Annotated in this window: 14 protein-coding genes and 1 pseudogene; 6 read left to right on the top strand and 9 right to left on the bottom strand. The window is 60.4% G+C overall.

What is annotated here, in order from left to right; all coding sequences use genetic code 11:
• Positions 1–5 precede the first annotated feature (5 nt).
• The 6 genes and pseudogenes from ACA074_RS01920 to ACA074_RS01895 all read left to right on the top strand — a co-directional run bounded on the left by ACA074_RS01920 (position 6) and on the right by ACA074_RS01895 (position 4,228).
• Positions 6–287 (top strand): twin-arginine translocase TatA/TatE family subunit, encoded by a 282-nt coding sequence (locus ACA074_RS01920; protein WP_003220847.1) that lies wholly within the window; start codon positions 6–8, stop codon positions 285–287.
• Positions 288–297: 10 nt separating this feature from the next.
• The gene (gene tatB / locus ACA074_RS01915; RefSeq protein ID WP_497678342.1) at positions 298–735 is read left to right on the top strand and encodes a Sec-independent protein translocase protein TatB; all 438 of its coding nucleotides are present in this window, start codon (positions 298–300) and stop codon (positions 733–735) included.
• A complete protein-coding gene (tatC, locus tag ACA074_RS01910; RefSeq protein WP_401270421.1) occupies positions 732–1,523 on the top strand; it encodes a twin-arginine translocase subunit TatC in 792 nt (263 codons plus the stop codon). The genes tatB and tatC overlap by 4 nt, the downstream gene beginning before the upstream one ends.
• Positions 1,520–2,227, top strand: a complete 708-nt coding sequence (locus ACA074_RS01905) for a 16S rRNA (uracil(1498)-N(3))-methyltransferase (RefSeq protein WP_187679578.1) — start codon at positions 1,520–1,522, stop codon at positions 2,225–2,227. The genes tatC and ACA074_RS01905 overlap by 4 nt, the downstream gene beginning before the upstream one ends.
• A gap of 84 nt (positions 2,228–2,311) precedes the next feature.
• Positions 2,312–3,373 (top strand): annotated as a pseudogene (locus ACA074_RS01900) (methyl-accepting chemotaxis protein); the annotation flags it as partial.
• Complete coding sequence (locus tag ACA074_RS01895; protein WP_401270428.1) at positions 3,356–4,228, top strand: methyl-accepting chemotaxis protein; 873 nt, start codon at positions 3,356–3,358, stop codon at positions 4,226–4,228. The pseudogene ACA074_RS01900 and the gene ACA074_RS01895, both read left to right, overlap by 18 nt.
• A gap of 154 nt (positions 4,229–4,382) precedes the next feature.
• On the opposite strand, the gene ACA074_RS01890 is transcribed toward ACA074_RS01895, so the two are convergent.
• From ACA074_RS01890 to hutI, 9 genes are all read right to left on the bottom strand, one after another.
• Positions 4,383–5,117 (bottom strand): amino acid ABC transporter ATP-binding protein, encoded by a 735-nt coding sequence (locus ACA074_RS01890; protein ID WP_401270415.1) that lies wholly within the window; start codon positions 5,115–5,117, stop codon positions 4,383–4,385.
• The gene (locus ACA074_RS01885) at positions 5,110–6,069 is read right to left on the bottom strand and encodes an amino acid ABC transporter permease (protein WP_187679576.1); all 960 of its coding nucleotides are present in this window, start codon (positions 6,067–6,069) and stop codon (positions 5,110–5,112) included. The genes ACA074_RS01890 and ACA074_RS01885 overlap by 8 nt, the downstream gene beginning before the upstream one ends.
• 130 nt (positions 6,070–6,199) lie before the next feature.
• The gene (locus ACA074_RS01880) at positions 6,200–6,997 is read right to left on the bottom strand and encodes a transporter substrate-binding domain-containing protein (RefSeq protein WP_187678844.1); all 798 of its coding nucleotides are present in this window, start codon (positions 6,995–6,997) and stop codon (positions 6,200–6,202) included.
• Positions 6,998–7,187: 190 nt separating this feature from the next.
• Complete coding sequence (gene mdoH / locus ACA074_RS01875) at positions 7,188–9,758, bottom strand: glucans biosynthesis glucosyltransferase MdoH (RefSeq protein ID WP_497616099.1); 2,571 nt, start codon at positions 9,756–9,758, stop codon at positions 7,188–7,190.
• Positions 9,751–11,535 (bottom strand): glucan biosynthesis protein G, encoded by a 1,785-nt coding sequence (locus ACA074_RS01870; protein ID WP_497678341.1) that lies wholly within the window; start codon positions 11,533–11,535, stop codon positions 9,751–9,753. Before ACA074_RS01870 ends, mdoH begins: the two co-directional genes overlap by 8 nt.
• Before the next feature lie 351 nt (positions 11,536–11,886).
• Positions 11,887–12,324 carry a D-aminoacyl-tRNA deacylase gene (gene dtd / locus ACA074_RS01865; protein WP_187678847.1) on the bottom strand — a complete coding sequence of 146 codons (438 nt, stop codon included), beginning with the start codon at positions 12,322–12,324 and terminating at the stop codon, positions 11,887–11,889.
• Positions 12,321–13,292 (bottom strand): prolyl aminopeptidase, encoded by a 972-nt coding sequence (gene pip, locus ACA074_RS01860; RefSeq protein WP_187678848.1) that lies wholly within the window; start codon positions 13,290–13,292, stop codon positions 12,321–12,323. The genes dtd and pip overlap by 4 nt, the downstream gene beginning before the upstream one ends.
• A 110-nt stretch (positions 13,293–13,402) precedes the next feature.
• Positions 13,403–14,206: an N-formylglutamate deformylase gene (gene hutG, locus ACA074_RS01855; RefSeq protein WP_497616094.1), complete on the bottom strand. Its 804-nt coding sequence runs from the start codon at positions 14,204–14,206 to the stop codon at positions 13,403–13,405.
• 10 nt (positions 14,207–14,216) lie between these two features.
• Positions 14,217–15,422, bottom strand: coding sequence for an imidazolonepropionase (gene hutI / locus ACA074_RS01850; RefSeq protein WP_497678340.1), 1,206 nt, complete (start codon positions 15,420–15,422; stop codon positions 14,217–14,219).
• Positions 15,423–15,476 lie beyond the last annotated feature (54 nt).

Below are 15,476 nucleotides of genomic sequence, written 5' to 3'. Positions count from 1 at the left end.
GCAACATGGGCATTTTTGACTGGAAACACTGGATCGTCATTCTGGTAGTCGTGGTGCTGGTGTTCGGCACCAAGAAACTGAAAAACCTCGGCACCGACGTGGGTGAGTCGATCAAGGGCTTCCGCAAAGCCATGAACGACGACGAGAAGCCAGCTGCCGATCCTACCGTGACGCCTGCGCAGCCAGTGCCACCGGTACAGCCGCAAGCCACCGCTCAGGCCAACCCGCCGCACACCATCGACGTGCAGGCGCAGAAAGTCGAAGAGCCGATCCGCAAAGACGTGTGAGCACTGACTAATGTTTGGTATCAGCTTCTCTGAACTGCTGCTCGTCGGCCTCGTTGCCCTGCTGGTGCTGGGCCCCGAGCGTCTGCCGGGCGCTGCACGCACCGCCGGACTGTGGGTCGGACGGCTGAAGCGCAGCTTCAACGCGATCAAACAGGAAGTTGAACGTGAAATCGGTGCCGACGAGATTCGTCGGCAACTGCACAACGAGCACATTCTGTCGCTGGAGCAGGAGGCGCGGAAGATTTTCAATCCGGTTCAGCAAGAGCCGACTCCGGTTGAACATGTGGGTGAGCAGACGATTCATGCGCCTGCCGCAGTTGCCCCGGTTGTAGCTGCCACCGAGCCGGCACCGGCCGTGACACCTACTTCGATTGAACACATTGCTCCTACCGTCGCGCCGACCGCGCCGGCCCCTCACGACCCTACACTGCCGCCGCGAGCCCCATGAGCGATCTCCCAGAAAACGACCAGCATATGCCGCTGGTTTCGCACCTCACCGAGTTGCGCACCCGCCTGCTGCGTTGTGTGGCGGCGATCTTCATCATCTTCGCCGGGCTGTTCGCCTTCACCCAGCAGATCTACACCTTCGTCTCGACGCCGCTGCGTCAGTACCTGCCGGTCGGCGCGACGATGATCGCCACCGACGTGTCGTCGCCGTTCCTGACGCCACTGAAGCTGACGATGATGGTCTCGCTGTTCCTCGCGATTCCGGTGATCCTGCATCAGATCTGGGGCTTCATCGCGCCGGGCCTGTACAAGCATGAGAAGCGCATCGCCGTGCCGTTGCTGGTCTCCAGCATCCTGCTGTTCTACACCGGCATGGCTTTCGCCTATTACTTCGTATTCCCGCTGATCTTCAAGTTCTTCGCCGCCGCCACCCCGGCCGGCGTGGAAATGATGACCGACATTGCCAGCTACCTCGATTTCGTCATGACGTTGTTTTTCGCCTTCGGCGTGGCGTTCGAGATACCGGTGGCCGTGGTGCTGCTGGTGTGGATCGGCGTGGTCGACGTCGCCTACCTGAGAAAGATCCGTCCGTACGTGATCATTGGCTGCTTCGTGGTCGGCATGATTCTCACGCCGCCGGACATTTTCTCGCAGACCCTGTTGGCCGTGCCGATGTGGATGCTGTTTGAAATCGGCATTCTGTTCGGTGGTCTGGTCAGCAAGCGCGAACGTCCGGATGAAAATCCGGCCGACGATCACAACGACCAGCCGCCAGCGACCCAGGCATGAACCTGCTGCTGCTCGAAGAGGCCGACTTCATTGCGGCCGACCGTGTGGTGCTGCGTGATCGACGCCTGACGCACATGCAGGAAGTTCATCGCTCGCAAGTGGGTGACAGCCTGCGGGTCGGTCGCATCAATGGGCTGATGGGTTCGGCTGAGCTTTTGCGGCTGGAGGCTGGTGAAGCTGAACTACGCGTCAGCGTCGATCAGCCGCCACCGGCCAAACTGCCGCTGACCTTGGTACTGGCCCTGCCGCGTCCAAAAATGCTGCGTCGGGTGTTCCAGACCGTGGCGACCATGGGTGTGTCAAAGGTCATTCTGGTCAACAGCTATCGGGTCGAGAAGAGTTTCTGGCAGACACCGTTTCTCGAACCTGACGCAATCCGCGAACAGCTGATCCTCGGCCTCGAACAGGCGCGGGATACGGTGCTGCCGCAAATCATCATCGAGAAACGCTTCAAGCCGTTTGTCGAAGACCGCCTGCCAGCGATTACTGAAGGCACACTCGGTCTGGTCGGCCATCCCGGTAACTATCCGCCCTGCCCGCGCGCATTGAGCGAACCGGTGACTTTGGCCATCGGCCCCGAAGGTGGCTGGATTCCTTACGAAATCGATCTGCTGGCCAAATCCGGCCTGCAACCGGTGCAACTGGGCGAACGCATCCTGCGCGTCGAAACCGCCGTCACCGCCCTCCTCGCCCGCCTCTTCTAGCCAGGACAGATGGCATTACAGAATGCCATCACGCAGCCGATACAGTTCCCATAAGTCCAATGAGTGGTCTGAGGGAGTCGTCGCATGTACCGTTGGTTAGCCGAGAGTCTTGGAAACGTCAGCGTCAAACGCAAACTGGGAATCGGTTTCGGCCTGGTGCTGGTGCTGACGCTGTTGATCACCTTTACCGGCTGGACCGGCATGAGCGGCATCATCAGCCGTGGGGACAAGCTCGGTTTCATCTCCAGCCTCAACGAGCTGACCAAAGACCTGCGCCTGGCGCGCGTGGACTATGACGCACGCCGTGGCGAACAAGGCCCGGGCGCGGTCAACGAGTTGCTGAACAAACTCGACAGCGGCCTGCAAACCGCACGCGGCCTGATTGAACAACCATCCGACGCCGCCATGGTCGATCAGCAATTGGCCGCCGTTGCCGAATACAAACGTGCTTTTGCCGACATGACTCAAGCCACCGTCCAGCGCGAAGACGCCCGCAGCAAGCTGGGCGCCAGCGCCGACAACGCCGTGGCAAAGGTATCGGAAGTTGAAAAATCCTTGCTGCAAGGTGACAGCGTCGCGCAGTTCAACAGCGTGATTGAACTGAGCAAACTGCTCCAGCAGGCGCGTTATCAAGTGCGCGGCTACACCTACAGCGGCAAGGCTGAAGCAGAGCAACCGGCACTGAATGCCATCGACAATGCCCTCAAAAATCTTGAAAGCCTGTCGTCGAAACTGCCGGAACAACACATCGCCAACCTGCAACAGGCCACCGATTCGATCAAAGCCTATCGCGCGGCGGTCGCTCAGTTCCGCGACTCGCAGGTCACCAATGCCAAGTCACTCGCGCGCATGTCCGCTCAGGGCGACATCTTGATCGACCTCAGCAAGAAGCTGACGGCTTCGCAAACTATCGTGCGCGACACCGATGCCGCCCACGCCAAGAACATGCTGTTGATCGCCACCCTGCTGGCCTTGGCCTTCGGCCTGCTGGCGGCTTGGGCGATCACGCGGCAAATCATCATTCCGCTGAACCAGACCCTGAAAGTCGCCGAGCGCGTCGCAGCCGGCGACCTGACCCACAACCTGGTCTCGTTGCGCCGCGACGAACTTGGCCAGTTGCAGCGTTCGATGCAGAGCATGACCCAAGGCCTGCGCGAGTTGATCGGCGGGATCAGCGATGGCGTCACACAGATCGCCAGTGCCGCCGAAGAGCTGTCCGCCGTGACCGAGCAAACCAGCGCCGGGGTCAACAATCAGAAGATCGAGACCGATCAGGTCGCCACCGCCATGAACGAAATGGCTGCCACCGTGCAGGAAGTTGCGCGCAACGCTGAAGAGGCTTCCGAAGCCGCTGTCGCTGCGGACCAACAGGCCCGCGAAGGCGACAAAGTCGTCGGCGAAGCCATTGCGCAGATCGAGCGTCTGGCCGTTGAAGTCGGTCACTCCACCGAAGCCATGGGCGAACTCAAGCGCGAAAGCGACAAGATCGGCAGCGTCCTCGACGTAATCAAATCCGTGGCCCAGCAAACCAACCTGCTGGCGCTCAACGCGGCCATCGAGGCGGCGCGTGCCGGTGAGGCCGGTCGTGGTTTCGCCGTGGTTGCCGATGAAGTACGCAGCCTCGCCCAGCGCACGCAGAAGTCCACCGAAGAGATCGAAGAGCTGATCGTCGGCCTGCAAAACGGCACCCAGCAAGTGGCGACGATCATGGACAACAGCCGCACCCTGACCGACAGCAGCGTTGAGCTGACCCGTCGGGCCGGTGGCTCGCTGGCAAGCATCACCCGCACTGTTTCGGCGATTCAGGCGATGAACCAGCAGATCGCTGCGGCGGCAGAGCAGCAGAGCGCGGTGGCGGAAGAGATCAACCGTAGCGTGCTGAATGTGCGCGATGTGTCGGATCAGACATCGGCGGCGAGTGAAGAGACGGCAGCGTCCAGCGTTGAGCTGGCGCGGCTGGGGACGCATCTGCAGACGCTGGTGGGGCGATTCAAGGTTTGAGGTGATTCATCTGCCTCGGTTCACTGTGGACCGAGGTGATGCTATCGCTGGCAAGCCAGCTCCCACAGGTTTGTAGTCGATCACAAAGTTTGTGTTCAGCCGATTCACTGTGGGAGCTGGCTTGCCAGCGATGGCGTCCGAGAGGACGCCGAAGTTACAGGACCTGGCGTAGAAAAGCCTGAGCGCGCGGATCCTTCGGCGCATCAAAGAACTCCGCCGGCGACGCATCTTCCAGCAACTTGCCGTGATCGAAGAACAGCACCCGATCTGCCACTTCCCGGGCGAAGCCCATTTCGTGGGTGACGCAGACCATGGTCATGCCTTCCACGGCCAGGTTCTTCATCACATCCAGTACTTCGCCGACCATTTCCGGGTCGAGGGCCGAGGTCGGCTCATCGAACAGCATCACCTTCGGCTCCATCGCCAGCGCCCGGGCGATTGCCACGCGCTGCTGCTGACCGCCGGACAGGCGTGACGGAAACTCGTTGGCTTTCTGCGCGATACCGACCTTTTTCAGCAACTCCATGGCCTTCGCCTCGCGCTCTTTCTTGCCGCGCTTGCGCACGACTTTTTGCGCCAGACAAAGGTTTTCCAACACGGTCATGTGCGGGAACAGGTTGAAATGCTGGAACACCATGCCGACTTCGCGGCGGTAGGCATTCACGTCGGTTTTCGGGTCAGCCAGTTGCAGACCGTCGATGCTCACCGAACCGGAGTCGAACTCTTCCAGGCCATTGAGGCAACGCAGGAACGTCGACTTGCCGGAACCGGACGGGCCGATCACCACTAGTACTTCGCCCTTGGCCACCTTGGTGCTGACGTTATCCACCGCGCGCACTACCTGGCCACGGGTGTCGAAGACTTTTACCAGATCGCGGACTTCAATCACTTTGCGCGAGCCTCCGCTCAAGCCGGCTGGCGATTTTCGACAGCGGCAGGTTGATCAACAGGTACAGACCGGCCACGCAGAACAGAATCTCGAACGGCGAGAACGAAGTCGTGATGACTTCACGGCCGCTTTTCAGCAGCTCGGTGATGGCGATCACCGACACCAGCGAGGTGTCCTTGACCAGACTGATGAACTGCCCGGCCAGTGGCGGCAGCACGCGTTTGAACGCTTGTGGCAGCACCACATGGCGCATCGACTGGCCAGCGCTCAGACCGAGCGAACGCGCGGCTTCGTTCTGGCCACGGGCAATTGACTGCACGCCGGAACGGATGATCTCGGCAACGTAGGCGCCGGTGAACAGCGACAACGCGGCGATCCCGGCGAACTCCCGGGACAGGTTCATCACCGTGCCGATGAAGAAGTAGAAAATGAAAATCTGCACCAGCAGCGGCGTGCCGCGTACCAGTTCGACGTAGATGCTCGACAGGTCGCGCAGAGTCGGGTTGCTCGACAAACGGCACAGCCCGGTGACCAGACCGATCAACAAACCGAGAATGCCGGAGACCACCGACAGCCAAAGCGTCGTCCACAGCCCCCACAACAGCGGCCCTGCCGCCCAATGCCGAGTGACACCCACGACGTCGCCTTCGGCCACATCGTCGCCCTGAGCGAATTGCAGGCTGTTCTCGTCGACGGTCAGGTGCTGCTCGTCACCGGCATCGTTGCGCAGAGTGACTTGCGCGCTACTGCCCTTGCGCACCAGTTCGGTGACGGTGGAAATGTCGGCGGCACGCTGGGTTTCTTCGGCCTGATAGGCGAAGTACTGCGGCACGCGATTCCAGCGCCATTCGTAGGACATCAGCGACGTGGCGTAATACAACGCACCGGCCAGGCCGATCAGCACCAGCACGGTGAGGACGTGCCAGGGCCATTGGGCTTTTTTATGTTTCATTGCAGGTTCCGGGATTGGTGTTGCTTACAAGGTCCTCTTCGCGAGCAGGCTCGCTCCCACATTTGAAATGCATTCCAATGTGGGAGCGAGCCTGCTCGCGAAAGGGGTAACGCGGTCTTGCAGACCGGCGTTATTCCATGTCCTTGAGCCACTCGGTGCTCTTGAACCACTTGTCATGGATGCGATCGTAGGTGCCGTCTTCGTGGATCTGGTGCAGGAAGTTGTTGATGAAATTGAGGCTGTCGTAGTCACCCTTCTTCAGACCGAAGGCCAGTGGCTCGTAGGTGAAGGGCTTGTCGAGGAACACCAGTTTGCCGGCGCCGACCTTGTTTACCGCGACAACGTTGTATGGCGCGTCGTAGATGAAGGCGTCGGCCTTGCCGTTGACCACGTCGAGCACGGCTTCCTGCTCGTTGTCGTAGCCGTGGTACTTGGCTTTGGAGATCAGCTTCTTGGCGACCATTTCACCGGTGGTGCCGAGTTTTGAGGTAATGCGGTAGTCGGCGGTGTTCAGGTCTTTATACGACTTGATGGTGCCTTCCAGTTCCTTGCGGATCAGCAGGGTCTGGCCGACGACGATGAACGGCTCGCTGAAGTTCAGGCGCAGGTTGCGTTCCTGAGTCAGGGTCATGCCGCTGCCGATCATGTCGAACTTGTCGGTCATCAGCGCCGGGATGATGCCGTCGTAGCCGGTCGAAACCAGCTCCAGCTTGACGCCCATGGCTTTGGTCATGGCTTTGAGGATGTCGACTTCGAAGCCGATGATCTCGCCGCGCTTGTTGGTCATCTCGAACGGCATGTAGGTCGGATCCATACCGACTTTCAACGTGCCGCGCTTGACCGCTTCATCAATTGCGCCAGCCTGCGCCGCAGTGACTGCAACCAGTGCCGTGACGCCGACCAGCAGCATCGACAGATACTTCTTCATCTTCAAGTCCCCAAAACCATTGCGTTTGCGGCGCGAAAACCAACAGAGACGGGCAAAAATGCCCGGGTGCGCCAATTCTTGGACGGATGCTAACGCACTCGTTCGTTTGCACAAGGTTTTTTGATCGATTGCAGATCAGCGCCCGCTGTCGTCAGGGCAAAAAAAAACCCCGCTTTCGCGGGGCTTCTTATCAGGCCGGTTGAGCTTGCATGCTCACCGGTCGCAGCGGCAGCAGCGGCGCATGCGGATCGGCTTTCACCGAAGCCCGCCATGCGTCCAGCCACTCGGCGTGACCTTCGCCCCAGACCTGCTCATGCAAGCGCGCCAGCGCAACCGGGTCGCTCAGCAGTTGCAGACGATCATGGTTATTCAACCCGGCAGGGCCAACCTTGATCGCGTGACGAACACGCTCCTGACGCAGCCATTCGATCGGCTCGGCCTGACCGTGACGGGAAGTCGCCAGCGAGCACGCCAAGGCGTTCTGCTGCGGATCGACCACTGCACGGATAAAGCCATCATTCAGCGCATGCCAACGGTTCTCGTGGGTGTACTGGTCAGTCGCCAGCAGCGCCTGTGGCGGATTGTATTCCTCAGGGATGAGGAACAGGCTCTCGTCACGGGATTTGAGGCCCAGACCGACACGGCTGGAAATCACCGACACCGGGATCGACAGCATCAGCGAACCGACAATCGGTACCAGCCACCACAGGAAGCTCGGGTTCAGCCAGATCACCAACAGCGCCCAGCAGAAGCCCAGCAGGGTCTGCGGGCCGTGGCGTTTGACCGCCTCGCTCCACGGTGTGGAGTCGTCGTCACGCTGTGGCGAGTTCCAGGTCGCGGCCCAGCCGAGGAACGCGGCCAGCACGAAACGGGTGTGGAAAATCATCCGCACCGGCGCCAGCAGCATGGAGAACAGCATCTCCAGCAGCATCGACAGCGTTACCTTGAACTTGCCGCCGAACTCTTTCGCGCCCTTGGCCCATATCAGAATGATGCTCAACAGTTTCGGCAGGAACAACAGCACGATAGTCGTCGAGAACAGCGCGATCGCCTTGTCCGGGTGCCATTGTGGCCACAGCGGATAGAGCTGACGCGGCTCAAGGAAGTACTGCGGCTCCATCAGCGTGTTCACCGCCAGCAGCGCAGTCGACAACACCAGGAAGAAGAACCACAACGGCGCCGACAGGTACGACATCACGCCGGTGAGGAACACCGCGCGGTGTACCGGATGCATGCCTTTGACCAGGAACAGACGGAAGTTCATCAAGTTGCCGTGGCACCAGCGACGGTCACGCTTGAGTTCGTCGAGCAGGTTCGGCGGCAGTTCTTCGTAGCTGCCTGGCAGGTCGTAGGCAATCCACACGCCCCAACCGGCACGACGCATCAGCGCGGCTTCAACGAAGTCGTGAGACAGAATCGCACCGGAAAACGCGCCCTTGCCCGGCAACGGCGCCAAGGCGCAGTGGTCGATGAACGGCTTCATGCGGATGATCGCGTTGTGACCCCAGTAGTGGGATTCGCCCAACTGCCAGAAGTGCAGACCGGCGGTGAACAGCGGCCCATAAACGCGAGTGGCGAACTGCTGCATGCGCGCATACAGAGTGTCCATGCCCGACGCACGCGGCGCGGTCTGGATGATCCCGGCGTCCGGCGTAGCTTCCATCAGGCGCACCAGACTGGTCAGACACTCACCGCTCATCACGGAGTCAGCGTCGAGGACGACCATGTACTTGTAATCACCACCCCAACGACGGCAGAAGTCGTCGAGGTTGCCGCTCTTGCGCTTAACGCGACGGCGACGGCGGCGATAGAAGATCTTGCCGAAGCCCTTGGCTTCGCGGCAGACGTCCAGCCAGGCCTGTTGCTCGGCCACGCAGATGTCGGTGTCGTTACTGTCGCTGAGCACGAAGAAGTCGAAGCGATCCAGATCACCGGTAGCGGCAACCGATTCGAACGTTGCGCGCAGACCGGCAAATACCCGTGGCACGTCTTCGTTGCAGATCGGCATGACCAGCGCGGTACGAGCGTCTTTGGCAATCGGCTCGTTGCCGGCGCTTTTGCCGGAAATGCGGTATTTATCGTGACCGGTGAGCAACTCGAGGAAGCCCATCAGTGCCGTCCAGAAACCGGCCGACACCCAGCAGAACAGAATGCCGAAGAGAATCAGAATGCTGGTTTGCAGCGCATACGGCAGCACTTGCGTGGCGGTTTGCAGCAGCGGCTGGTGCAGGACTTCGTCCAGATCGACGAACGACCAGCCCTGGTAAGGCATGATGCCTTTCATGTACCAGCCGGCAACGATGGTCTGGCCGAGCATCAACACCAACAGAATGTAGCGGCGGATCGAACCGACAGTGCGCCAGCGCGCGGCCGGCAGGACGTTCTCGTCCTTCGGCGGTTGCGGTGGATTGGTACGGCCGGTCATACGGCGCCAGCCACGCACCAGAATATTGGTGCGCCATGGCTCCGGAACGACTTTGGTCCGACGAATCGGCGGCGTGGCCTTGAGGCTGACTCGACCGCTGGCGTCGAGCACCAGCATTTCCGCTTCTTCAAGCTCTTCGGCGGTGCTCAGGGTCAGGCGCTTGCCCACCGAAGCCTGGGCGGCTTCGGTGGGGGCGTCGAACGTCGAGGACGACAGGCGTTGATGCAGCTCGCTGAACGACTGGCAACCCGCGAGTTCCGCGCGCTGCTGGTCGGTCATCGGCAGATGCGCCAGATACTCGGACAGAGTCTCTGGCTGTACTTGAGAGTTACTCATCGGCAGGCAACTGATAGCTCCAGGTCTCGGTCAGGACTTCTTCAGTCGGCGCCGATTCCGGTGTGGCTGGGGCCGCGTCCGCAGCGACTGGCTGCTTGGCGTCTTTGTTGGCCTTGTCCTTGGCATCTGCAACTGGCTTGGCTTCGGCCTGTTTGGCCTCGGCAGCCTTGGCTTCCTTGTCGAGCTTCTCTTGCTGCTTGGCGGCAACCTTGTCGGCCTTGGCGACGGACGAGTTGGACGCCGGCACCGAAGACTTGGCCAGATCAGCGGTCACGATTGGCTGCACCAGGGCGGCTCGCATCTCGGTCGACTTGCTCGCGTCCTTGATCTTCATCCGCAGGGTCAAGCGCCAGCCCTTGGTTTCCGGGTTGTAGCGCACGCTGTTCTCGACCAGTTCGGCGTTGTCGCCAACGCTGACCTGGCTGCGCACGTCGGCATCCGGAGTCAGAGCGGCCAGCGATGGGCCTTCGAAGTCGACCAGATAGGCAACGCTGCCGTCCGGCTGACGGATCAGGTTCGATTGTTTGACGTCACCGGTGGAACGCAGAGTCTGCGCAACCCAGGCGCTGTCCGGCGCGTGAATCGCCGCTTCGTCCATGGTCCAGTGCATGCGGTAAGCGAAGTCCAGCGGCTGGCCTGGCTCCGGCATTTTTTCCGGGCTCCAGAACGCAACGATGTTGTCGTTGGTTTCGTCGGCAGTCGGAATTTCGACCAGATCGACGGTGCCTTTGCCCCAGTCGCCCTTCGGTTCGATCCACGCGCTTGGGCGCTTGTCGTAGCGGTCGTCGAGGTCTTCGTAGTGGCTGAAGTTACGGCCACGTTGCAGCAGACCGAAACCACGCAGGTTCTCGACGCTGAAGTTGCTCACGGCCAGATGTTTCGGGTTGTTCAGTGGGCGCCAGATCCACTCGCCGTTGCCGGCATGGATCGACAGACCGCTGGAGTCGTGCAGCTCACGACGATAGTTGAGAACTTTCGACGGCTGGTTGGCGCCGAACAGGAACATGCTGGTCAGTGGCGCGATGCCCAGTTTGCCGACCTTGTCACGCAGGAACATCTGCGCCTTGACGTCGACAATGGTGTCGCTGCCCGGACGCAGGATCAAACGGTAGGCACCGGTGGCACGCGGCGAATCCAGCAGAGCGAAGATCACCAGGTGCTTGTCGCCCGGCTTCGGCTGTTGAATCCAGAATTCGCGAAAACGCGGGAATTCTTCACCCGACGGCAGCGCGGTATCGACCGCCAGACCACGGGCCGACAGACCGTAAGTGTGACCCTTGCCGACGACGCGGAAGTAGCTCGCGCCGAGCATGGTCATGATTTCGTCTTGCTTGTCGGCCTTGTTGATCGGGTACAGCACACGGAAACCGGCATAACCCAGTTGTTCGGTGGCTTTAGGATCGAATTTCAAATCGCCGAAATCGAAACGCGTCGGATCGTATTTGATCTCTTCGACGGTGTTCGCCGTGATTTCGTTGATTTTCACCGGTGTATCGAAGTGCATACCCTGGTGATAGAAGGACAGTTTGAACGGCGTCTTCTGATCAGCCCACTCAGCCTTTTCGGTGAGGAAACGGATTTTCTGATAATCCGCGAACTTCATGTCGCGGAACTCGTTCGGCAGGTTGCTGCGCGGGGCTTCGAACTTCTGCCCGGCCAGCTCTTTAGCCTTGGCGGATACATCGTCAAGATTGAACGCCCAAAGCTGACCGGCGCTAAGCAGGCACAGGAGCGCCGAACCCGCTACCAGGGCACTTCGCATGCGTTTGGCAGACATTTTTGCTGCATTACAGGGACTAACGATCACGAGCAACCCTCGCCGAAAACAGATCAAAAAACCAACGGCCAGATGAAGTGTCTTTAAAGGTATCGGCATTGAAAAGCCGACCTACCAGAGCACCCTTGCCAAGTTGGCGAGCATTGTTCCGACTCCGCTAGGGCAAAATGATTCCCCAATCGGATCCAGACAAGTCTCTACCTAAGTCAAAAATGGACCAACGAACGCTGATCCCCATAGCGCGCGATTATCTAGTAGCCCGCGTGACAACGCATCAGGGGTAACAAAGTATTTATCGCGAAAACACCCTAAAAACAGTCGAAATTTCCTAAAAAGGTGTTTCAGGTGCTTTCAGGTCTGTAACAAAAAGGTAACAGGGCCATCGTTGACCAAATGCACCTGCATATCGGCGCCGAATCTACCTGATGCCACAGTGCCATGCACCTGTTTCGCTTTGCTCAATAGATAGTCGAACAATTCCTCGCCCAGCGCCGGAGGGGCGGCGGTTGAAAAGCTCGGCCGCAACCCGCTTTTGGTGTCGGCAGCGAGGGTGAACTGAGAGACCAGCAACAGCCCGCCGCCAACGTCCGCGAGGGACAAGTTCATCTTGCCCTCGGCGTCGCTGAATACCCGATAGTTAAGCAGCTTATGCAGAAGTTTGTCGGCGCTGGCACGCGTGTCGTCGGGTTCGACCGCCACCAGCACCAGCAAACCGTGATCTACCGCGCCAACCACCTCTCCCGCCACTTCGACTCGCGCGCCACGCACGCGTTGTAAAAGCCCCTTCATGCTTCTTCGGGCGGCAGGTCGAGCAGGCGTCGGGCCATTTGACCGGCGGCACGTACCAATGCGTCGGTGATACCCGGTTCGGACGCAGCGTGGCCGGCATCGCGGATCACTTGCAGCTCACTGTTCGGCCAGGCCTGATGCAATTCCCAAGCGTTATCGAGCGGGCAGATCACGTCGTAACGGCCGTGGATGATCACGCCGGGCAGATGGGCGATCTTGCCCATATCGCGAATCAGTTGGTTCGGTTCAAGGAAGGCGTTATTGGTGAAGTAGTGGCATTCGATCCGCGCAATCGACAAGGCGCGCTGCGGTTCGGAGAAACGATCGACCACCAGCGGGTTCGGCCGCAGGGTCGCGGTGCGCCCTTCCCAGGTCGACCAGGCTTTGGCCGCGTGCATCTGGGCGATCTGATCATTGCCGGTCAGGCGCTTGTGGAAAGCGTTGAGCAGGTCGTCGCGCTCGTCCACTGGGATCGGCGCAATGTAGTCCTGCCAGTAATCGGGGAACAGACGGCTGGCACCGGCCTGGTAGAACCACTCGATTTCCTGCGGACGGCAGAGAAAGATCCCGCGCAGGATCAGACCGTGAACGCGCTCCGGATGGGTTTGCGCGTAGGCCAGTGCCAGGGTCGAACCCCACGAGCCTCCGAACAGCACCCATTTGTCGATGCCCAGGTGTTTGCGGATTCGCTCAAGGTCGGCGACCAGATCCCAGGTGGTGTTGTTTTCCAGGCTGGCGTGCGGGGTGGAGCGTCCGCAGCCGCGCTGGTCGAAGGTGACAATGCGGTACAGGTTCGGATCGAAATACCGGCGGCTCTGTGCATCGCACCCGGCACCGGGGCCGCCGTGGATGAACACGACCGGCAAGCCTTCCGGCGAACCGCTTTCGTCGACGTACAGTGTATGCGTGTCATCGACAGCCAGATCGTGCCGGGCGTGTGGTTTGATCTGCGGAAACAAAGTCTGCATTGCGCGCTCCGTAAGGGGTCGAGGTCATCCCTGGGGGGACTTCTATTATTCTGCCGTTGGGCATCATAAACCCGATTTACGTCAATGAGCATGCCCCCACAGAAAGAGGTTTATGCGCTGTAGCGGGATTTGCCCCAGGCGATGAAGCCTTGCAGCAACTCCTTGAGCACCACCCGTGTCGGCTCGGCCAGATCGGCGCGATAGCGGAACGGTTCGAACTCTTCCATGTACGTACACTGACCCAGTTCCAGTTGCACAGCGTGGATGTTCTCGGCCGGGTTGCCGTAATGGCGGGTGATGTGGCCGCCCTTGAAGCGACCGTTGAGCACATGGCTGTAATCGCCATGACGCGCGCAGATCGCTTCCAGTTGCGCGGCCAGTTGCGGATCGCAGCTCGCGCCGTTGAAGGTGCCGAGGTTGAAGTCCGGCAATTTGCCGTCGAACAGGTGCGGGATGATCGAGCGGATCGAGTGTGCGTCAAACAGCAACGCGTAACCGAACTCGGCCTTCAGCCGTGCCAGCTCCTCTTGCAAGGTGCGGTGATACGGCGTCCAGATCTGCTCCAGATATGTCGCGCGTTCTTCTTTCGACGGCTCCAGCCCTTCCTTGAACAACGGGATGCCATCAAACAGCGTCGCCGGGTACAGCCCGGTGGTGGCGCCGGCGTACAGCGGCTTGTCGTCGGACGGCCGGTTGAGGTCGATGACGAAACGCGAGTACTCGGCCGCCAGCGTGCTGGCGCCCAGTTCTTCGGCAAAGTCGTAGAGCTGCGGAATATGCCAGTCAGTGTCCGGCAGACTTTTCGCGTCGCCAATCAGGCCGGCCTCGACCACCGGGGTCAGACGTACACCGGCATGGGGCATGCTGATCAGCAGCGGCACGCGACCTTGTTTGAAGTTCAGAACCTTATCCACAACCGCTCTCCTACAGACTTGATTCAACGCCGTGACGCACGACGCGTTTGTCCAGATCACCACCTAGCCAATAGGCCAGATCCGCCGGACGATCGATGTGCCAGGCGACGAAATCCGCGACCTTGCCGACTTCCAGTGAGCCGTGAGTGTCGGCCATGCCCAGCGCTTGCGCGGCATGAATCGTCGCGCCGGCCAAGGCTTCTTCCGGGGTCATACGAAAGCAGGTGCAAGCCATGTTCAGCATCAGGCGCAACGACAGCGCCGGCGAGGTACCGGGGTTGAGATCGCTGGCGATGGCGATCTTCACCTTGTGCTTGCGCAGGGCGTCCATCGGCGGCAACTGGGTTTCACGCAGGAAGTAGAACGCGCCCGGCAGCAGCACCGCGACGGTGTCGGACGCGGCCATGGCGATGGCGTCGGCTTCGTCCATGAACTCCAGGTGATCGGCGGACAACGCGTGGTAGCGCGCGGCCAGGCTGGAGCCGTGCAGCGACGACAATTGCTCGGCGTGCAGTTTCACCGGCAGACCGAGTTTTTTCGCGGTGATGAAAACGCGCTCGACTTGCTCCGGCGAGAACGCCAGGTATTCGCAGAAGGCATCCACGGCATCGACCAGACCTTCAGCGGCCAGCGCTGGCAGCATCTCGGCGCAGATGTGATCGATGTAGTCGTCGGCGCGATCCTTGTATTCCGGTGGCAACGCGTGGGCGGCCAGGCAGGTGCTGCGCACGCTGATCGGCAGCTCTTTTGCCAGGCGACGGATGACACGGAGGATTTTGCGTTCATTGGCTAGATCGAGACCGTAGCCGGACTTCATTTCCACCGTGGTCACGCCGTCGCGCATCAGGCTTTTCAGGCGTTTGGCGGCGCTGGCGAACAGTTCGTCTTCGGTTGCTTCACGAGTGGCGCGTACGGTACTGGCAATGCCACCACCCTGCGCCGCGATCTCGGCGTAGCTGACACCTTGCAGGCGCTTTTCGAATTCGCCGCTGCGGTTGCCGCCGAACACGGTGTGGGTGTGGCAATCGATCAGGCCGGGGGTAACCCACGCGCCTTGCAGATCATTGACCGCCGGGTATTCGCCGGACGGTAATTGATGACGCGGGCCGATCCACTCGATATGCGCACCGGACGTCACGATGGCCGCATCTTCGATGATCGAGTAGACGCCTTGCGCCATGGTTGCGACGTGGCAGTGTTGCCAGAGGGTTTTCATCCCTTAGTCTCCACACTATTCAAAATCGATTTCGCGAGCAGGCTCGCTCCCACA

The sequence above is a fragment of the Pseudomonas sp. LBUM1655 genome (assembly GCF_059716085.1).
The sequence above is the reverse complement of the archived record's forward strand: the minus strand, read 5'-3'. Positions and strand labels throughout refer to the sequence as shown.

Bases quoted from the DNA above. Each gene is read 5' to 3' on its own strand.
- ACA074_RS01920 (WP_003220847.1), top strand. From the start codon at position 6: ATGGGCATTTTTGACTGGAAACACTGGATCGTCATTCTGGTAGTCGTG.
- tatB (WP_497678342.1), top strand. From the start codon at position 298: ATGTTTGGTATCAGCTTCTCTGAACTGCTGCTCGTCGGCCTCGTTGCC.
- tatC (WP_401270421.1), top strand. From the start codon at position 732: ATGAGCGATCTCCCAGAAAACGACCAGCATATGCCGCTGGTTTCGCAC.
- ACA074_RS01905 (WP_187679578.1), top strand. From the start codon at position 1,520: ATGAACCTGCTGCTGCTCGAAGAGGCCGACTTCATTGCGGCCGACCGT.
- ACA074_RS01895 (WP_401270428.1), top strand. From the start codon at position 3,356: ATGCAGAGCATGACCCAAGGCCTGCGCGAGTTGATCGGCGGGATCAGC.
- ACA074_RS01885 (WP_187679576.1), bottom strand. From the start codon at position 6,069: ATGAAACATAAAAAAGCCCAATGGCCCTGGCACGTCCTCACCGTGCTG.
- ACA074_RS01880 (WP_187678844.1), bottom strand. From the start codon at position 6,997: ATGAAGAAGTATCTGTCGATGCTGCTGGTCGGCGTCACGGCACTGGTT.
- mdoH (WP_497616099.1), bottom strand. From the start codon at position 9,758: ATGAGTAACTCTCAAGTACAGCCAGAGACTCTGTCCGAGTATCTGGCG.
- ACA074_RS01870 (WP_497678341.1), bottom strand. From the start codon at position 11,535: ATGTCTGCCAAACGCATGCGAAGTGCCCTGGTAGCGGGTTCGGCGCTC.
- dtd (WP_187678847.1), bottom strand. From the start codon at position 12,324: ATGAAGGGGCTTTTACAACGCGTGCGTGGCGCGCGAGTCGAAGTGGCG.
- pip (WP_187678848.1), bottom strand. From the start codon at position 13,292: ATGCAGACTTTGTTTCCGCAGATCAAACCACACGCCCGGCACGATCTG.
- hutI (WP_497678340.1), bottom strand. From the start codon at position 15,422: ATGAAAACCCTCTGGCAACACTGCCACGTCGCAACCATGGCGCAAGGC.